Origin of the sequence: Occallatibacter riparius (assembly GCF_025264625.1) — a bacterium.
GTDB classification, from domain to species: Bacteria; Acidobacteriota; Terriglobia; order Terriglobales; family Acidobacteriaceae; genus Telmatobacter; species Telmatobacter riparius.
Window position 1 is genome coordinate 1450796 of the sequence record NZ_CP093313.1, and the last position, 18377, is coordinate 1469172.

At 60.6% G+C, this 18377-nt stretch carries 11 protein-coding genes; 3 read left to right on the forward strand and 8 right to left on the reverse strand.

What is annotated here, in order from left to right; translation table 11 throughout:
- Positions 1–6 precede the first annotated feature (6 nt).
- Both MOP44_RS05740 and MOP44_RS05745 read left to right on the forward strand, forming a co-directional pair.
- Positions 7–2709, forward strand: coding sequence for an ABC transporter permease (locus MOP44_RS05740; RefSeq protein WP_260794968.1), 2703 nt, complete (start codon positions 7–9; stop codon positions 2707–2709).
- 78 nt (positions 2710–2787) lie between these two features.
- Entirely contained in the window at positions 2788–4338 is a 1551-nt protein-coding gene (locus tag MOP44_RS05745; protein ID WP_260794969.1) for a glycosyltransferase family 39 protein, read from the forward strand.
- 6 nt (positions 4339–4344) lie between these two features.
- Here MOP44_RS05745 and MOP44_RS05750 read toward each other — a convergent pair whose 3' ends face one another.
- From MOP44_RS05750 to MOP44_RS05775, 6 genes are all read right to left on the reverse strand, one after another.
- Positions 4345–6093 carry a phosphohexomutase domain-containing protein gene (locus tag MOP44_RS05750; protein WP_260794970.1) on the reverse strand — a complete coding sequence of 583 codons (1749 nt, stop codon included), beginning with the start codon at positions 6091–6093 and terminating at the stop codon, positions 4345–4347.
- 138 nt (positions 6094–6231) lie between these two features.
- On the reverse strand, positions 6232–6873 hold the full coding sequence (locus tag MOP44_RS05755) for a hypothetical protein (protein ID WP_260794972.1): 642 nt from the start codon (positions 6871–6873) through the stop codon (positions 6232–6234).
- Between the two features lie 122 nt (positions 6874–6995).
- Complete coding sequence (locus tag MOP44_RS05760) at positions 6996–10364, reverse strand: TonB-dependent receptor (protein WP_260794974.1); 3369 nt, start codon at positions 10362–10364, stop codon at positions 6996–6998.
- Positions 10365–10687: 323 nt separating this feature from the next.
- Complete coding sequence (gene accD / locus MOP44_RS05765; RefSeq protein WP_260794975.1) at positions 10688–11557, reverse strand: acetyl-CoA carboxylase, carboxyltransferase subunit beta; 870 nt, start codon at positions 11555–11557, stop codon at positions 10688–10690.
- A gap of 46 nt (positions 11558–11603) precedes the next feature.
- Positions 11604–12140 (reverse strand): cob(I)yrinic acid a,c-diamide adenosyltransferase, encoded by a 537-nt coding sequence (gene cobO / locus MOP44_RS05770; protein WP_260794976.1) that lies wholly within the window; start codon positions 12138–12140, stop codon positions 11604–11606.
- Positions 12141–12172: 32 nt separating this feature from the next.
- Complete coding sequence (locus MOP44_RS05775) at positions 12173–12622, reverse strand: 23S rRNA (pseudouridine(1915)-N(3))-methyltransferase RlmH (protein ID WP_260794977.1); 450 nt, start codon at positions 12620–12622, stop codon at positions 12173–12175.
- 478 nt (positions 12623–13100) lie between these two features.
- Between MOP44_RS05775 and MOP44_RS05780 the strand changes: the two genes are divergently transcribed.
- Positions 13101–16811 carry a TonB-dependent receptor gene (locus MOP44_RS05780; RefSeq protein WP_260794978.1) on the forward strand — a complete coding sequence of 1237 codons (3711 nt, stop codon included), beginning with the start codon at positions 13101–13103 and terminating at the stop codon, positions 16809–16811.
- Between the two features lie 99 nt (positions 16812–16910).
- Here the strand turns inward: MOP44_RS05780 and rsfS are convergent, their stop codons facing one another.
- Both rsfS and nadD read right to left on the reverse strand, forming a co-directional pair.
- Entirely contained in the window at positions 16911–17537 is a 627-nt protein-coding gene (rsfS, locus tag MOP44_RS05785; protein ID WP_260794979.1) for a ribosome silencing factor, read from the reverse strand.
- A gap of 88 nt (positions 17538–17625) precedes the next feature.
- Positions 17626–18366, reverse strand: coding sequence for a nicotinate (nicotinamide) nucleotide adenylyltransferase (gene nadD, locus MOP44_RS05790; RefSeq protein ID WP_260794980.1), 741 nt, complete (start codon positions 18364–18366; stop codon positions 17626–17628).
- Positions 18367–18377: the final 11 nt, after the last annotated feature.

Sequence of the window (18377 nt, forward strand, 5' to 3'; positions counted from 1 at the left end):
TAACCTATGGACCTGGTTCGCTCGCTACTCAGCCGCATGGTCGCCATGTTTCAGCGGCGCCGCCTCGACGCTTCACTCGATGAGGAACTTCGCGTACACATCGATCTAGCGATCGAAGAACAGATGCGCCGCGGCGTCCCTGAAGCCGAAGCGAGGCGCCTTGCACTGCGCGAGTTCGGCGGCGTGACGCAGGTGCGCGAGACGTATCGTGAGCAGCGCGGCTTGCCGCTTATCGAGCAGATCCGGCGCGATATTCGGTACGGCATCTTCCAGCTTTGGAAGTCGCCTGGATTCGCGCTGACAGCGATCCTGACGCTGGCGCTGGGTGTGGGTGCGAATACGACGGTGTTCTCGATGATCAACGGGCTGCTGCTGCGGCCGCTGCCTGTGCCGGAGAGCGATCGGCTTGCCGTGGTGGGGATGCAGTTTGGAGCCCCGAATCCCAATTACAGCTTCCCGGAGCCGTTGTTTCGCGCATTTGAACGGAGGCATGGCGCGTTCAGCACCACGTTCGCATTCAATCACACCACGTTTCAGGTGAAGAGCGGGGCGTCGACGGAAAACATTCAGGGGCAGTATGTGAGCGGAGGCTTCTTTGATGCTCTGCGGACCGTGCCGATGCTGGGCCGCACGCTGAATGCGCAGGACGACCGCAAAGGTGGCGATTCGGCGGGCTTTGCAGCAGTGATTAGCGAGACGCTATGGGAGAACCGCTACCACCGCGATCCGGCGATTCTGGGGCAGCGGATTGTGATCGACAATGTGGCGTTCACGATTGTGGGTGTGATGCCGCGCAGTTTCTTTGGCGCGGATCCTCTGCAGAGACCGCAGTTCTTCGTTCCCCTGGCCGATGAGGAGGTGCTGGCGGGCGAGCGCAGCCTGGTGAAGTTCGGGCATCGCGCGTGGTGGCTCAACGTAATGGGGCGGCTTGCGCCCGGAGCGACGCTGGAGCAGGCGAGCAAGGAGGTGGGCGCCGCGGAAGGCGCCGTTCTACGCGAGGCAGTTCAGGACGCGGATTGGATCAAGCGAACGGAGCAGGAGCGGCATATCCGGTTTTTCGCGGAGCCGGGATCGACGGGGTTCACGTATATCCGCCTGAATTTTCGCAAGCCGCTGATGGCGGTGTTTGCGATGTGCGGAGGGATTCTGTTGCTGGCGTGCATGAACCTCGCGAGTCTGCTGATGGCGCGGGGCACGGCTCGACAGAAGGAACTGGCGACGCGGATGGCGCTGGGCGCGACGCGGCGCAGGCTGATTCAGCAACTGATGATTGAGGGGCTGCTGCTGGGAGTGACGGGCACGATCGCGGGACTGGCGCTGGCTCCAGCGGTCAGCCACCTGCTCGTGGCGGTTCTGCTGAGCGGACATCAGCAGGCGCACCTCGACACCTCGCTTGATTGGCGGGTGTTTGCGTTTGCCTCCGCGACCGCGGTGCTGGCGACACTGCTCTTCGCGCTGGTGCCGGCGATTAAGGCGACCTCGCGCAACTTGATGGAACGGATGAAGGACGGTCAGAATGCAACGCGCACGATCGATAGAAGCGGAATTTTGCCACGAGTGTTGATGGGGGCGGAAGTGGGTGTGGCGCTTCTGCTGGTGGTTGGCGCGGGCTTGATCGCGACGAGCCTCGTGCGCCTCTATCACGATGGGATGGGATTCGATCCAAGAGGGCTCGAGAATATCGAGTTCAGCATGGAAAACTCCGGGCTGAAGGGCGATGCACTGATGAGTTTCTATCGCGAGATGGGGCAGCGGCTGAGCCATGCGCCGGGAGTAACGAGCGTGAGCTACGAGCTCATGACGCCTCTGATCGGCTATCAGTGGGACGAGGACTACAACGATACCCGGGGCGCGGTACACGACACGTTCATGAACTCTGTGGCTCCGGCCTATTTCAGCACCATGCGAATTCCGCTGCTGGCCGGGCGGGATTTCACATGGGACGACACGCCGTCAGTAGGAAAGAAGCTGATCCTGAACCAGACAGCTGCGGGCCAGCTCTTCCCGGATGGGCCGGCACTGGGGCGAACCATTCGCCATGAGGAGCGCAAGAAGCTTGAAGTCTACGAGGTGGTGGGGATTGTGGGAGACGCGAAGTACGCCGACATCCACTCGGTTGCGCCGCCCACGGGGTACGTTCCGATGCCGCAGAATGATTTTGTGCAGTCGGCCTCATTTGTGGCGGTGGTGCGGACGAATGGCAGCACGGGTTCGCTGATGGGCACGGCGCGCGCGATCACCGCACAGATGGCGCCACAGGTTCCTGTACCTGAAGTCACGTCGATGGAGAAGATTATCGATGACGCGATGGGTCCGGAGCGCATGATGACGCTGCTCGCCGTGTTCTTCGCTGTTTGCGCGCTGGTGGTCACGGCCATCGGGCTCTACGGCACGCTGGCGTATGCCACTGCTCGGCGCACAACGGAGATCGGCATACGCATGGCGCTGGGCGCGAAGCGCTCGCAGGTGGTGGCCATGGTGTTTGGTCAGAACCTGTGGGTGGTGATGGGCGGGACGGTGGTTGGCCTTGCTGCGGCGTTGCTTGTAACACGAGCGCTGGCCAGCTTCCTGTTCAGCACGTCGGCGCATGATCCCTGGGTGATCGCGGCTTCGATCTGCGCACTGGGACTTGCGGCGTGCGCAGCGTCTCTGCTGCCCGCATTGCGCGCGGCGCGCATTGAGCCGATGGCGGCGATTCGATGCGAATGACCACCTTCGGTGGGGCTGGCTGCGGCTTCGCCGCCCGGTGGCTGAGGCGGCGTCCTGTGCGTGGTACCATCGCACACGATGCCGTCTGCAGATATCCGAAATAGAAGAAGCTTCCTCGATGTATCAGGTACGCCGGGCTCGTTTTTTGGTGCAGACAGGACTGCGGAGGCGACGTGGTTCGTCGCGATTTTTATATTTGCATTGTTCGCAGCGGGCTTTCTGGTTCGAGTGTGGGGAATCTCCAAGTTTCATTACTGGGACGAGTGGGTCTATCTGCAAGATGCGCAGGTGATCTGCTGCGGGAAGATCAATTATTCTGAGCTGGATTTCCGGCCGCCTTTGCTCTCGGTGATCTTTGCCGGCGTTTTCCTTTTCTGGCGATCTGTTTATGTCGCTTGTATCACGACTGCGATCCTGAACGCACTGGCGCCGGTGTTCCTGTACTTTGCCGGAACCAAGTCGGTGGGCCGAATCCCGGCCGCCATCGCGAGCGTGCTGCTTGCATTCGCGCCATTCTTTGTCGGCGTATTTCCTGATGGATTTGCCAGCGATGACACGGGCAACAGTCTGCTCACCGATTCGCCATCTCTGACAATGCTGATTCTCGGGTTGTGGCTATTGCTTCGGGCGCTGGAACGGCCGACAGCTCTGCGGTTCTTCTGTGCCGGAATCAGCCTGGCGCTCTGCATCCTGATGCGATTCGGAGCCATTCCCAGCGTTGCGATGCTACTGCTGTTGCCGCTGATCAGCCCAAGCCGCTGGAAGGCGCTTCTCGCTTCTGTGGGTGGCGTAGCAGCGGGGCTCGCGCCTTATCTTCTCTGGTCGAGGTTGAATTTTGGAGGGTTCTTGTCAACCCTGCGTTCTGCGTGGTCGCATGTTGAGGGACCGGTGGAACCGCGTACTTACTTTCTACACAATGCGGCGACGGTATTTACACCTGTGGCGATTGCCGGATTGTTGCTCTGCCTTGTGTATCAGCTCTCTCTGTTGCGGGAGAGATTCGTTCGCGGCAGCGGTGTTCTACGCTCGGTAACAGATTCGCGTCAGAGTGCTATCCGAGTTTTTCTTTGGCTCTGGCTTGCAGCGGGGCTGCTGTTCTTCAGCCTGATGCCGCATAAGGAGCCGCGGTATATTCTTCCGCTTGCGCCGCCGGTGCTGCTGCTCGCGGGTTCGGGGCTGGCTCTCTTTGCAGCACTCCCCAGCAGGGCTCTGCGCGTTACCGGAGCGATGTGCGTGGCTGCGGCCTTGCTTCTCGTGTTTCTCCCACTACGGGAACGCTTCCGCACACCATTCATCAATCTGGGCATTTCGGATGAGGAGTTGGCGTCGCGTCTTCTGCAGTCCAGCGTTCCCGCCGGCGCGAGTCTCTGGATGAGCTTCAACTATCCCGTGTTCGCCTTCTATACAAACTTGCCCATCCAAGAGCTCTCAGATGTTGGGCCGGCGCTCTATGAGGATATGAAGAAGGTTCCACCGGGAGACGTGCTCATCGTCTACCGTGAGGCCGAAAACCCGTCGCAGTCGGATATTGCCTGGGTGGACGCGAGCGGCAGATTCAAGCGCATTGTCGAGTATCCGTCGCTGGTGATTTACTGCAGCGTCGGTTCGCCGAAGCAGGGCGCTCGTTGAGTTGGACTACTTCTCCGTTGCGATGTGGCGTTCAAGGCGGCGGAGAATGCCGTCGGGCTCGGCGATGCCGAGACGCACGATCTCTTCGCATCGGGCCAGCGAGTCGGCAGCAGCGTAGATGCGGAACTCATCAGCATTGCCAGACGGCCGCAGATGCGCGACCTCGCCGCCGGCAAAGGTGATGCGCACTCCGTCGACATAGTTGAGGCGAGAGACAGGGCCGAAGCAGTCGAAGAAGATGCCACAGCGTGCGCGGATCTCATTCAGCGCCGAGGAGAGCTCAGGCGTGAGCTCTACGGGATCGCGCTGTTCATCGAGCGCGATTGGGTGACCGGCAGCGTCGAAATCGACTTCGCGGATGCGCGGATGGTCGCAACAGAAGGCGTTGATAATCCTGAGAGCGGTGGCTCGCGGGAACTCCTTCAACAGGCCGGCGCGGCTGTGGCGGCTGGGCAGTGCGGAGAAGAGTTCGGCAAGCGAGACGCCCTTCTCCTTCGCGCTGAAGAGCGCAGCCAACAATGGCAGAATTGCGTCGCGCGTAGGCAACGCGGTGAGGGTGCGGCCGTTGCGGACGATGTCAGAGCCGGTGAGGAAGCCGCCGTTCGCCTCCCAACCGCAGACGCGCTGTTTGCCTTTGCGCAGAGCCCCTGACATGCCGGCGATGACAAAAGGCGATCCGATACGCGTGCGCGGTTCCAGCTTGTCGGCAAGCGGACCGCGGTCAATGCCGTCGTTGCAGCTCACAGGAACCACGACCGCGTCAGCGCCGAGGAATTCGGCTGCGATCATTCCGAGCTGATCGCCGCCGAAAAACTTGACCGTTCTGCCATCTTCTTCGAAGCCGAGCAGCAGGGGGCGGTCGCTGTCGCCGTCTGTCGAAACGACCGCGAAAAAGGGGCCGTCTTCCGCGATGGCTTTGTCGGCCAGCGCCTGAATCACAGCCAGGCGCTCCGCATCGATGTTTTCGGTGTCGATGGGCACGAAGGCATCGCTGCGGCCGGCCGGAGTGACTTCGGCGCCAAGCGCGCGGAGGAGTTCGACGAGGAGATCGCGGCCCACGGCCGAGTGCTGGTAGCAGCGAATGCGCATGCCCGCGAGCGAATCGCCGGAAAAGAAATCTACGTAGCGGCGAATGTATCCTTCGCGAGCCGATGGGTCTTCAGGGCTGAGCTCGGCATGGCCGGACTTGAACATGCCCTGCGTGTTGAATGGCGACTCATGCGCGGGCTGATTGTAGATGCGCTCGCGAACGCGATGGACGTACTCAGCGATGGGAGCTTCATGCTCCTTCAGCAGCTCGCCACAGCAGGTGTTGGTCTTGTAGCCGTTGCGGTCAAAGGGGATGTGGCTGCCGGTGATCATCATGCTGCCCTTGCGGCGGGCGAGCGCATGAAAGGCGAGCGCGGGCGTGGGAATGCGGCCGCAGTTCACCGGGCGCATGCCGGCATCGCGGATGGCGCGTTCGATGGCCTGAGCGATTTCGCCGCGGCCCTGCTCCTCGGGAACAAACTGGCTCGAGGAGGGCCGGAGATCGTAGGCGTAGAAGAATTCGTCGCCTTTGCCGATGCCGCCCTGAGCGGGATCAAGGGACTGGAGGTATTCGAGTTCGCCGAGCGCGCAAATGTAGATCTCGATCTGCGTCAGGTCGCAGACACGGCCGCGGCGGCCGCTGGTGCCGAACCCCAGCACGCGCGGCTCGAAGCTCAATAACGAGACAAGCGGGGCTTCCGCAATGGATGTACGCGCCGGTTGCATAAAATGACCGCTCCTAAAGTAGTGTAGGGATTTTTAGATTAGCAAAGCCAGCGGTGGTGGTTGGCTTTTCGGCTGCGGATGCCCCTGCATCTATTAGATGCGGAAACGGCAGACTGGCTCGAGCGGGTCGGAAACAGCTCAGTAACGCCAGCTGCAATCGCTCGTGAAGGGCGTTGGATCGGCGCGTTTCCAGGTGCCGTTCTCCTTCCGAGCTTCAAAGATGCCGCCAGTACCGCAATACGGTCCGCACTTTTTGAGTACGGAAACGATAGCGCGCGTACGCGTTGGGTCGAAGCCGGGCACGCCGAGGATGCGGATGTGTTTCATTTCCTTGTAGGGGGCACATTGGGGAGCACTCTGGGCATGTGTGGCGAAGCAGTTCATCGCCTCGTTGAACTCGCGCGCGGAGAGAACGCGATAGCTGAATGGAATCGAAAAGCGCGCGTCCCAGCGCTGGCTGTGCCGATTGACAGATTCGAAGCTGGCGGCCATCTGGCTCTCTTCAGGCGTCGTGGGCTTAAGGCAATTCCCGTTCAGCTGGGGTATGTCGGTGCTGGAGTCCTGTGCGATCACGAGGGGCTCATCGAGCGGTGCGGAATAAAGGCCGGAGTAGACGTCGTAAGCATCGTTCGGCGCAGCACCGCCGCCGGGTTGATTGAGCGGGCTGGTGACGGAGAGATCCGTGACGCGGCTCTTGCGGGCGTGGTATCGGTTCCAGAGCAGGACGAGTGCGACGGCGAGGAGAGCGAGAGTGAGCCAGAGGTTTCGAGATAGGCGCATGGTCGTTTTGAGGCTGTGGTGGACCGAGGTCCACACTTCGAATTATCGAGGACAGCCGTAGAAAACGAGAAAGGGCGCCCCTTCGAGGGCGCCCTTTTTTTGGATCAGTTGATCCGGGTTATTTAGAACACGAACTTCGCCCAGAAACGGAGCTGACGGCCTCCGCCTCCACCCGTTGACTCACGGGCCTGCGAGGTGTTCGTGAAGAAGGAGGTGCCGACGTCAAGCAGGTTCACGTCGAGGATGCCTACGTTGTTGTGGTTTGCGATGTTCTGCGCCTCAGCGCGGAAGATGAGCGAACCGCGGTCGAGATGCAGGAAGCTGGTCGGAACCGCCTTCTCCAGGGCGACGTCGTTATACATGGTGCCCGGGTTAAGGAAGCTGTTGCGGCCGATTTCGTGAGGATCGTAGCCGTTCATCACAGGGATGATCCAGCGGGACTTTGTGGGATCGACGACCACGACGTCGTTGTTGTTGGCGGCCGCCATGTCGATGTAGGTGCCCGGAGTGTCAGTCAATCCGAAGAACGCTGCATCGATGGCAACCTTGTCCATGGGAGCACTGTGGGTGCCGACAAACGGGCGGTCGTTGCCAACGTTGCCGTCTCCGTTGGCGTCGAGGCCCAACATGTTGACGGTGCCGTAGGCGCCGGACTGGAAGCGTGAAGCACCGGAGATGGTCCAGTGCCGGGTGAGGGCGCTGAGGACCAGGTCGGTGCCACGGCTGTCAGAACGGAGGCCTGCGGGGGTCCAGACATAGGTGATCGCGCCGTAGTGGCGGTGATCGTAGGCCGAGTTACCCCACTCGTTGCGGCGGCCGCCGGGCGCGAGGTTTGCGCCGTAGGAGGTCTCTTCCGCATCGGGCGTGAAGACTTCCGATCCGTTGTCCAGGCTCTTGCTGTAGACATACGAGCCGTAGACCGCTATGCCATGGGAGAAGTTGCGCTTTGCGCCGACTTCGAGGCCGTTGTAGTCAGAGGCCGCGAAGTTGCCGCGGGTGTTGATGGCGCCGCGTGTTGGATCGAGGCGGTTGCCGGTGTTGGGGTCGAAGTAGTTGTACTGCTGGTTGGCGAACAGCTTCACACCACGGCTGCCCACATAGGTACCGCTGACAGCGATGCCATAGGGAAGCTGATGCTCGACACCCAGGTTGTACTCGATGGTGTAAGGAGAGGACAGGTTCTTGGTCACGCTCAAGACCGAAGCCTTGGGGTTCAGAACGTTCGGAATCTGGCCGATAAGGCTGGTAGCGTTGCTCAGACCGTTGGGTGCCGTCGAGATAAGCTGGCCGGCCACGGCGTTGGGAGAGCTTTGCGCCTCGTTCACCATGATGTTGGAGAAATCGGTGTCATAGAAGATGCCGAAGCCGCCACGCACGACGGTGTTGCCGTTGGAGAACGGTCCCTGGTGCGGAGTGTAGGCGAAGCCCACGCGCGGCGCCCAGTTGTTCTTATCCTGAGCAACCTTGTAGACGGTGTTGACCGGAGCGAACGGGTTGTTGGGATCGAGAGCCGGATAAGGAAGTGCATTTTCCGGCGAGCTGAAGTAGTCGTAACGCACGCCAAGATTGACGGTCAGATCAGGATTGATCTTGATGTCATCCTGGGCGAAGGCGCCGGTGCGCCAGCTATGCGGATCCACGCGGGTGGGCCCGTACGTGATGTCGGCATGGCCTGACTTGCCGAGCTGATCGAGGAGGAAGTTGCCTTCCGACGATCCGCCGTTACCGCCGGTGCCGGGCTTGGCAAAGGTCAGCGAACCGTTTGCGTTTTGGGACACGGTGTCGATTTCGATACGGCGGCCGATATCGGCGCCGATGCGGACCGTGTGACGGCCGTGGGTCCAGGAGACCGTGTCCTGGAACTGGTACTGGTCTTCAGAACGGCCCTGAGGGAAGTTCTGGTCGAAGCCCAACGAGCTTATATCGACGAAGTTGAGAGTTGGCGCCTTGAAGAGCGGGTTGGCTTCCGTGCTGGCGAGCGGCGCGAACAGGAAGGAGATCCGAGTCTCAGAGGCGCGGAACTCGTTCAGGAGGTTGGAGGTGAAGATATGCGTCCAGGCGCCCTGACCGAGTTCGGAAGGGCCGCCTTGATAGGTATCGAACCCGGGAAGTGCCGCGCCGTTGGTGAAGAAATCGGGCGAGAGACTGCTGCGGTCGTGGAGGTAGCGCACCGTGAACATATCCTGCTGGCGCGGGGTGTAGTCAATGCGGTAAGTCCACTGCGTGTCAGGCTGGCTGGCCGCGACGCTGGGGCGGCGGAACAAGCCGATTTCCAGTTGGCACCCCGCTTGTTGGTTCCCCTGCTTGCACGCATCGCCCAGATTCACCAGCTTGGGAGCGTTGGGGTCGCCCTGGGGCGCGTTGGGATCTGTGAACTGCAGGAAATCATTCAGGTACGAGCCGTTGTTCAGGTACTTGAGCATCAGGGCGGCGTTGGTGGCAGTGACACCGCTGCCGGCGGCGAAGCTCTGCAGTGTGGCAATGCCGTTGGCGTCAGGCAGATTCACTTGCGTGGGAATTTCCTGGCCATAAAAGCGCTGCCACTGGGCGGCACCGAAGGCGAACAACTTGTTCCTGATGATCGGACCGCCGGCGGTGAAGCCAAAGGTGTGCTGGTCAAACCGCGCCTTATCACCGCGGCTGGTGGCAACCTGGCGTGTCTGGCCGTCAATGGCGTTCAGACCCGAACCGGTGTAGAGCTCCCAGGCGGATCCATGGAAGGTATTGCTGCCACCCTTGGTGACTAAATTGACCACGCCACCCGAGGCGCGGCCGAATTCGGCGGGAGCGTTGTGGGTGTACACAACGGTGTCGGCATACATATCGGGGATGTTCGGCTGAACCGCCTGCCCGCCGATGCCCACGTCATTGATCTCTTCGCCATCGATCATGAAGTTGTTGGAACGTGGACGCGCACCGCTGACCTGGATCGACTGTCCGTTCGACATGGCGGAGTTGCTGACGAGCTGAACACCGGGGACGGTGGTCAGAACTTCAATCGGATTGAGCGAGAAGATCGGCAGCTTGGCGAGCTCTTCGCTCTGAATGCTGCCTGAAAGCGAGCCGTTCTCCTTATTGAGGAGGGGCGCCGACTCGGCCGAGACTTCGACGGTCTCGCTGACCTGACCGGTCTTGAGAACCACGTCGAAAGACTGGGCCGTGGATGCGACGATCTTCACACCCTTAGCATTGAACTTCTCAAAACCCGCGGATTCGACATCAACTGTATAAATACCAGGAGTAAGGGCATCAAAGCGGTATGCACCCAGGGAGTCGGAAACGATGGTGCGCGTTTCCCCAGTTTGAACGTTCGTAAGCCGGACATTTGCGTTGACGATAACGGCGCCGCTGCTATCGCGCACAACGCCGGTGAGAGTACCCAAGCTGGTTTGCGCCATGCTGTTGGGAGCGAGCGTTGAAGTAACCGCGAAACCAGCGCCAAGCAAGGCAGCCAGAAACAGCGACCGCAGACGCGTTCGAGTGAACATCATTGTTCTCTTCCTTCCGAAAGTGGGTTGGAGATTGTGGTTTTGTCTTAGCCCGACAGAACTTGAGCACTGCCTTCGTGGCCAGCGGGAGCCGACCTGAGCTTTAGAAATTAAAAAGTTTTGCCGTGCTCTGGGTTTCGGACGAACCCATGCCGGTTAGCTATGCAGTTTGCATGCCATATCAGAAGTAATCAGGAACACATATCGTACGTGTAGGTTACGAGCTGGAACCGCGATGCGATACGGCGAAATATATGCGATTTCATATTTTGGAAGGGCGGAATACACATCTCTGTAGACGCGGCATTAGTTTCGACTGAGTACGGTCAGGCGACCGGCTGCATGAAGCTGATGGCACGAATCAGATAGTCCTTCAATTCGCGGCGATGCACGACTGCATCAAGGAAGCCCTTCTCGAGCAGGAATTCGGAGCGCTGGAAGCCCTCAGGGAGCTTTTGGCGGATCGTCTGCTCGATAACGCGAGGGCCAGCGAATCCGATGAGAGCGCCCGGTTCGGCGATATTGAGATCGCCAAGCATAGCGAAGCTGGCAGTAACGCCCCCAGTGGTGGGGTCGGTGAGGACGCAGATATAGGGAACGCGAGCGTCGTCAAGCTGAGCCAGGCCGGTGGAGATCTTGGCCATCTGCATGAGGCTGACCACGCCTTCCATCATGCGGGCGCCCCCGGAAGCGGCGACGACGATCAGGGGCTTGCGGCCTTCGCGTGCCCGGTCCACGGCACGGGCAATGGTTTCGCCCACTACGGCGCCCATTGAGCCGCCGATGAAGCTGTACTCCATGGCGCTGACGACAACCGAGTGCGGACCGAGATTGCCGACCGCGTTCAGAATGGCATCGTCGAGGCCGGTCTCCTCCTGCGCCTTGCGCAGGCGAGATTTGTACGGCTTCACGTCGTGGAAATTCAGCGGATCAGTGGAGCGCAGTCCGCCGTCCACGAGCTCGTATCCGGGATCGAGGAGCATCTCGATGCGCTGGCGAGCAGAGAGCTTGAAGTGATGCTGACACTTCGGGCAGACGTTGAGATTGGCCTCGACATCAGGCTTGTAAAGTGCCTGCCGGCATCCTTGGCACTTGATAAACAGGCCTTCCGTACGAACGCGCCGTTCGGAATCGCCGTTGCCAGGCGTGTTTGGGTCAGGCTCGTAATCGCCGCTCTCTCGCTTAAACCAGGACATAGACAGTGCAATTGTACGGGATTAGCCCAGGGCTGCCTCGGAGTGCTCAGAACTCGATTCCGCGCTGAGCGAGGATGCCTTTCTGGTAGGCATGTTTGACTTCGCGCATTTCCGTGACGGTGTCTGCGATCTCGACGAGCAGCGGATGCGCGTTGCGGCCGGTCAGAATGACGTGGACCATCTCCGGCCGATTGCGGAGGGTATCGGCGACAGCGGCAGGATCGAGCATGCCGTAGCTGATGGCGTAGTTGATTTCGTCGAGAACGACCAGGTCCCAATCGCCGGATTCGATTGCGACGCGGGCTTCGGCCCACGCTTCTTCGACGAGCCGGATGTCTTCGGGGTCAGTCTCTGCGCCCCCGACTTTCACAAAGCCGCGGCCCATCTGCTTGAGGACGAAGTTGTCGCCGAAGGGCAGAACCGCGTCGAGTTCGCCGTAGTGCCACGAGCCCTTGAGGAACTGCAGCACGAGGACGCGCATGCCGTTGCCGACGGCGCGCAGTGCGGTGCCTAGAGCAGCGGTGGTCTTGCCCTTGCCCGGGCCGGTGTTGATGAGAATCAGTCCTTTTCGCGAATCGGTCATGGCTGAGAGCTAGATTACAAGGCCAGTCCTGGTCAGTGGCCGGTGTGGTAGGGATGTCCGGTCAGGATGGTGGAGGCGCGGTAGATCTGCTCGGCGATGACGACACGAGCGAGCGCGTGGGCGAGGGTGAGTTGCCCAAGCGAGAGCAGAAGGCGGGCACGCTGCCGCGATGCATCGCTCCATCCGCTGGCCGGACCAATCGCAAAGACGATGTGCTGGGCGCCTTCATCGCGGCGAGAGCCGAGCCACGCCGCAAATGCCTCGGAGCTCATCTGCTTGCCCCGCCTGTCGAGAAGAACGGCCACGGCAGGAGTGCGGGCCTGCTGCTTTGAGAGCCAGTCGAGCAAAGCCTCCTCCGTTCGGAATGCCGCACCTTCGCAGCGCGCGAAGGTCGAGGTGCGCTGGAGATACATCTGCACGAGCGGCTCAAACTGATCGCCAGCGGAAGGGCGGCTCCCGACGTAAGCAAGGGTGATTAGCACAACGCGAGGATAGCGAAAACCAATCGGCCTTGGTTGGAAAAGGACGAAGGATTATGCCCTGCGATCCGCTCCCTTCGAGTAACTCCAATGCTCCCAAAAAACAGATAGTTACTCAAAATTCTGGATTTACTTGATCTGAAATCCATTTTTCTGTAGGCATGCGCCCTCTTAAACCGCGCTCCAAGAAAATAAGTGCTTTGCTTTCAGTGACATTGTTACTGTCAAGATTTACAGAGATTGGCAATGCTCATGCATAGTATCCCGCTCAGAGCCGATGCCTCTCCCCGGCCGCTTGGCGGCAAGTCTGGCTATGGCCCCTTAATTCATCTTCAGACCCAATCAATTTCGCAGTATTGCTCAGGCAGTCTTCTTCGAGTTGCGAATCGGCAGCCTTAAATAAGCCGAAACGCTAAGAGAAAAACTGATGGAATCGGGAGCCCCCTTGTTCCCGCTTCCTTACTGTTTCTGGAGGAGTTCAATGCGAGTTTCCCCGTTCCTTCTCGCGGCGCGTGTCGTTTGCACCGCTTTCGCGCTAATACTGGCGACAACCTTCATCCAGCAATCGGCCCACGGTCAGGCAATTTCGATGACGGGCGGATCGATCCAGGGTACTGTTACCGACCCTAACGGTGCGATCCTTCAGGGCGCGAAAATCACGATCGCAAGCGAGGAAACGGGGTATTCGAAGGCGCTGACTTCCGATTCAGCGGGCTTCTACAGCCTCGGGCCATTGAACCCCGGTCGTTACACGATTACGGTCGACGCGCCAGGCTTTCAGCAAATGGTGGTGAAGACGACTGTTTCGGTCGGCGTGGTCAGCTCAGGTAACGTGAAACTGCAGGTGGGCGGCTCGGGCGTGACCATTGAGGTGAGCGCCGGCGACGTGCAGATAAACACGGAACAGATCGGCGTGGCGGGCACCGTTTCGCAGGAGCAGATCGATACCCTACCCATCAACGGCCGCAACATTCTCGACATCGCGCAGATTCAACCGGGCGTTGTTCTTCAGTCGGGCCAGTCGTTTGACCCGACCAAGACGGGATACTCGGCCATTGGCGTGAACGGGCAGAACGGCCGTACCACGCGTATTCTCCTCGACGGCCAAGACATCTCCGACGAGACAGTCGGCACCCTCCTCTTCAACGTCCCTTCAGGCGGCATCGGCGAGTTCCAGTTGAACCGCTCCACCCAGGACGTCTCCGGCGAAGTCACCTCCACCGGCCAGGTGCTAATGGTCTCCAAGTCGGGCTCCAACCGCTTCCACGGAAACGCCTTTTATCTTTTCCAGGACGCGCGCGCGGGCTTCGCGGGCATCAACGGTGAATCGGGTGATGCGGCTCCTTTCCAGCGCAACCAGTTCGGCGGCTACGTCGGCGGACCCATCCTGAAGGACCGGCTCTTCTTTTTCGGCGGCGCCGAGCGCAACAAGCAGATGGACCAGAGCCCGGTGGGCGTTCCCAACGAGTTCTTTACCGACATCTATAATCGCTGGCCTCAGGTTCCCGACCCCTTCAAGGACACCACCAGCATCGGGCGCCTGGACTGGGCCGGCCCGTGGGGCGTGCACTTCTTCGCGCGCGCCGCGTACAGCAACAACGCCGGATTTGGCTCGGGCCAGCCGCCATACGGCGTCTTCCAGAACCAGGACAACGTGCCGTCTTTGGTAGGCGGCGCGGACTTTACCACGCATAACGTCACCCATTCGGTCCGGTTCGGCTACCTGAAGTTCATCAACAACATCAACAACGGCACCGAACAGTTGGGGAACAGCATCTACAACCCCTCCACGGCGCTGGGTGTTCCGTTTGAGCTCTACGGGTCGCTCGATGCGGGCGGCAACTACCTGTCGCCTCAGAACACTTACCAGAGCAGCAAAAGTTTCCGCTACGACGGCACCTGGACCAAGGGTGGGCACAACATCAAGTTCGGCGGAGAAATCTCACGCATCCTTGAAGGTGGATTCGCGGCTTTCTTCGACACCATGCTTTCGCGCGTTGAAACCAGCGTCTCTTCCACGGAACTGGCCCAGTGCGCCTCGTCCAATCCTATTGGCGGTATTGATGGAAACGGGCAATGCCTGGGCGATCCAATGTACGGCTGGAAGAACTATGAGTTCATCCTCGGCAACGGCAACGGCAGCTTCTCTGAGAAGCCGGGCTTCGGTCTCCCGGGAGGTGCATTCCAGAGCTGGCGTCTGGCCTCCTATGTGGGCGATACCTGGAAGGTGAGGCCTTATCTGACCCTCGTCGCCGGCGTGCGCTGGAGCGTTGATACCGACCGCGCCAACCAGGACCTGCCTACCGTCACCTGCGGCCAGGTAGATGCTGACCTACAGTTCGATGGCTGCGACAGCGCACATGCTTCGACCCCCTTGTTCGACTTCTTCGGACCGGGCCTGGGCCTGGGCAAACGCACCAACCAGCCGTGGGCCAACCTGGGCCCGCAGGCCGGATTTGCTTTCAGCCCCGGCGCGCACAAGTACGTGATCCGCGGCGGCGCCGGAATCTTCTACGAGAGCAATCTGTTCAACAACCAAAGCAACGCGCGCGCACAGAATACGCCCGCTGAGTTCCCGGGATTTGCTGACGGTGCGATCCATTATTACAACCAAACACTCAGCCTTCCGGGTTACGCCATCGGGATCCAGGGCCTCAGCAGCGGCGGCGACCCCTGCACACCGGGCACGGATGCAGATTGCAAGAGCTGGGCCAATATCTTCAACATGTCCGTTGCCGACGCGACGCTGCTGGTTTCCAAGCTCGATGCCAAGTACAAGACGGCATCCGCGAAGCCTCAGCCAAACACCTCATTCATCGGCTTTGCGAACGGCGACGCTCTGCAGGCTATGAGCGCCTATGCCGGCCCTTACAAGACGCCGTATTCGATCCAGCTCAACGCCGGAGTGCAGTACGAACTGCGACAAGGGCTGGTGGTGAACGTGGATTACATCCACAACGCAACGCTGCGCGTGCCGCTGACGGTGGATACGAACCACACCGGTGCGGCGCGGACACTGAACAAAGCTGCCGCCGCCAATGCGATCGCCGCTACGCTGGATGCATGCGGGGCGGATTCGATTGATGGCGCTATCGCAAATGGATGCACGATCGACGACTTCGCCGCAAACGGACTGACTGACGGCAACGAGTACCTGGGTGGGTACCCGGCGTCTGCCTACGGTATCCCGGCAGAATTCGGCTCGGCCTTCCCGGGCACCAACACCAACGTAGGCGCTGGGAACTTCATCCTGCCGGAGGGCAAGTCGGCCTACGATGCGTTGCAGGTGGTCTTACAGCAGCAGAATCAACATCCCCTGCCGGGCATTGTGAGTAGCAACGCCCAGATCTCGTACAACTTCTCGAAGGTCACCACCAACTCCAAAGGAGGCAGCAACCAGTTCTTCGGCGGCTATGGCGCCTGGAACAACGACTGCACCAGTTGCATCATGGGCCGCAACGGCCAGGACTACACGCAGATGCTGAGCCTTGCGACCAGCTTCACGGTCAAGTACGGGCCGCAGATCTCGCTGGTGGGCCACTTCTTCTCGGCCGCTCCCTCTGACCTCACAACCCCGACGAGTGGGATCACGCCCACGGGCGGAGAGACCACCGCCGCCGGTATCTTCAAGTCCGATCTGAACGGCGACGGCACCACGGGTGATCTCATGCCCGGGACCGACCCTGGCGACTACATGCACCGCATTAAAGGGAAGGGACTAGGACGGTTGATCGATAATTGGAACAGTCACTATGCGGGCAAGGTCACGCCTGCCGGTCAGGCTCTGATCGATGCCGGCCTGATAACCGCCGACCAGCTCTACAAGCTGGGTGGCGTGACTCAGCAACTGCTGCCGTTGCAGTCGAAGACACCGATCCAAAACCCGGCTACACGCACCTTCGACGCAGCCTTCCGGTATCCCATCGGCTATCTGAAGCGCTTCCGTGAGGGTCTGGTACTCACACCGTCGGTCACCGTCTACAACGCTTTCAACATGGCCAACTACGGAGCTTTCAGCGGGCTTGCCGACACCACAACGAGCCAGGACTCGCTGCAGGCGTCCGGATACCTGAACGGTTACAACGACATCCCGCACCTGTATCAAAACCGCACGTTGCGCGGCACTGGGAACGGAACCTACGACCAGGGCGGACCACGCACCATGGAGTTCAGCCTCAGGCTTGACTTCTAGGGAAGGCGCACAAACAAAGGAGAAGGGGCGTCCGGATCGGGCGCCCCTTTTGCTTTGTAGTCGAAAACTGTCGAGCTACGGCTGGCCAGGCTCGACTTTCTATTTGGTGCGGCGCGCCTTCGCCGCTGTCTTCTTCGCCGGAGCCTTCTTTGCGGCCTTCGCAGCGACAGGCTTCTTTGCGGCAGCTTTCTTGGGCGCGGCCTTTTTCGTAGCCTTAGCGGGCTTCAATGCAGCCGATTTCTTGGCCGGAGTTGCGGTCTTCGCCGTTTTCTTTGCAGGAGCCTTCTTGGCCTCCGCAGGCTTGCTGCGAGCCTCGCGGGTCTTGTCGGCGAGTGCGTGTTTCAGTTCGGTTTCGAACTCCTCCGGCGTGAGCGGGCGTGCGGACTTGCGCAGCCGCTCGATGTCGTAAAAGGCACGGCGCTCGGCCAGGAAGACGTGCGCCACAAAATCCACGTAGTCGAGCAGTATCCACTCGCCATTCCGGCGGCCCTCAACCGAGTTCGCCATCACCCCGTAGTCGCGCTTGAGGCGAAACTCGATCTCGTCGGCGATGGCCACGGCCTGCCGGTCGTTGGTGGCCGAAGTGACCAGGAAGAAGTCGGAGAGACCGGAGTCGGCTGGATCGAGCTCGAGGATGCGGGTGTCTTCGCCTTTTTTGTCTTCGCAGGCGGCGGCTGCTGCCTGAACGAGAATGCGCGTTTGCTGGTGGCTATGGTGTGTGACCATTCGGGTCCTTCGTTCTCCGAAGTTCATCCTAGAACACGAAACAGGTAACAGGGAACTGCCAACGGGAACCGCAAGCCAAGAAGGAGGGTCACTGGTAAAGGCCGTGTTCGCGGATGTACCGGGCGACCGCCGGCGAAATGAGCGGGCGGGCCGGATCCGCCGGACGGCCTGCTTTGATCTGAGCGCGGATCTCGGTGGCGCTGATTTCGACGTCGAGCCCGGGGAGCACGTAGAGCGCGGCTGTGCGGCCCTGGGCGTTGCGCACGGTGTATGAGACGAGTTCAATCTCCCGATCGGCAGAGGGGATGGGGGGCTGCGATGGCTCCACTGTGAGCCCGACTGGAATGGATGCGGCGAGGTCGCCGAGCTTCTGGCCGGGGCGCGAGGCAACAACCAGCGAAGCGGAGAAGGGCACTTCAGCCGCGCCATACCAGTGGCGAAGGCTGAGAAACGAATCCGCACCTACGAGGCAGAAGATGGTTGCACCGGGCATCTCAGTCTGTAGCCGGCGGAGAGTGTGCAGCGTGTAGTTGGGCGCTCCGGCGGGATTGGGGGCATCCAGGAGCGAGATGCCGAACGCGGGTTCGTCCGCGATGGCCAGTTCGGTCATGGCAACCCGGTCTTCAAACGGCGCGCTCGATCCCTTCGGCTTGAGCGGCTGTGCTCCTACGGGGGCGAAGAGGACGAGATCGATGCTCAGGGCAGCGCGGGCCGCATGGGCCACTGCCAGATGGCCGAGATGCGGCGGATCGAAGCTCCCTCCAAAGAAGGCTACGCGACTGCCGCCGAAATATGCACCGCGCTGCGCCGGGCTGCCGGACTGGGCCATGGAAACCATCG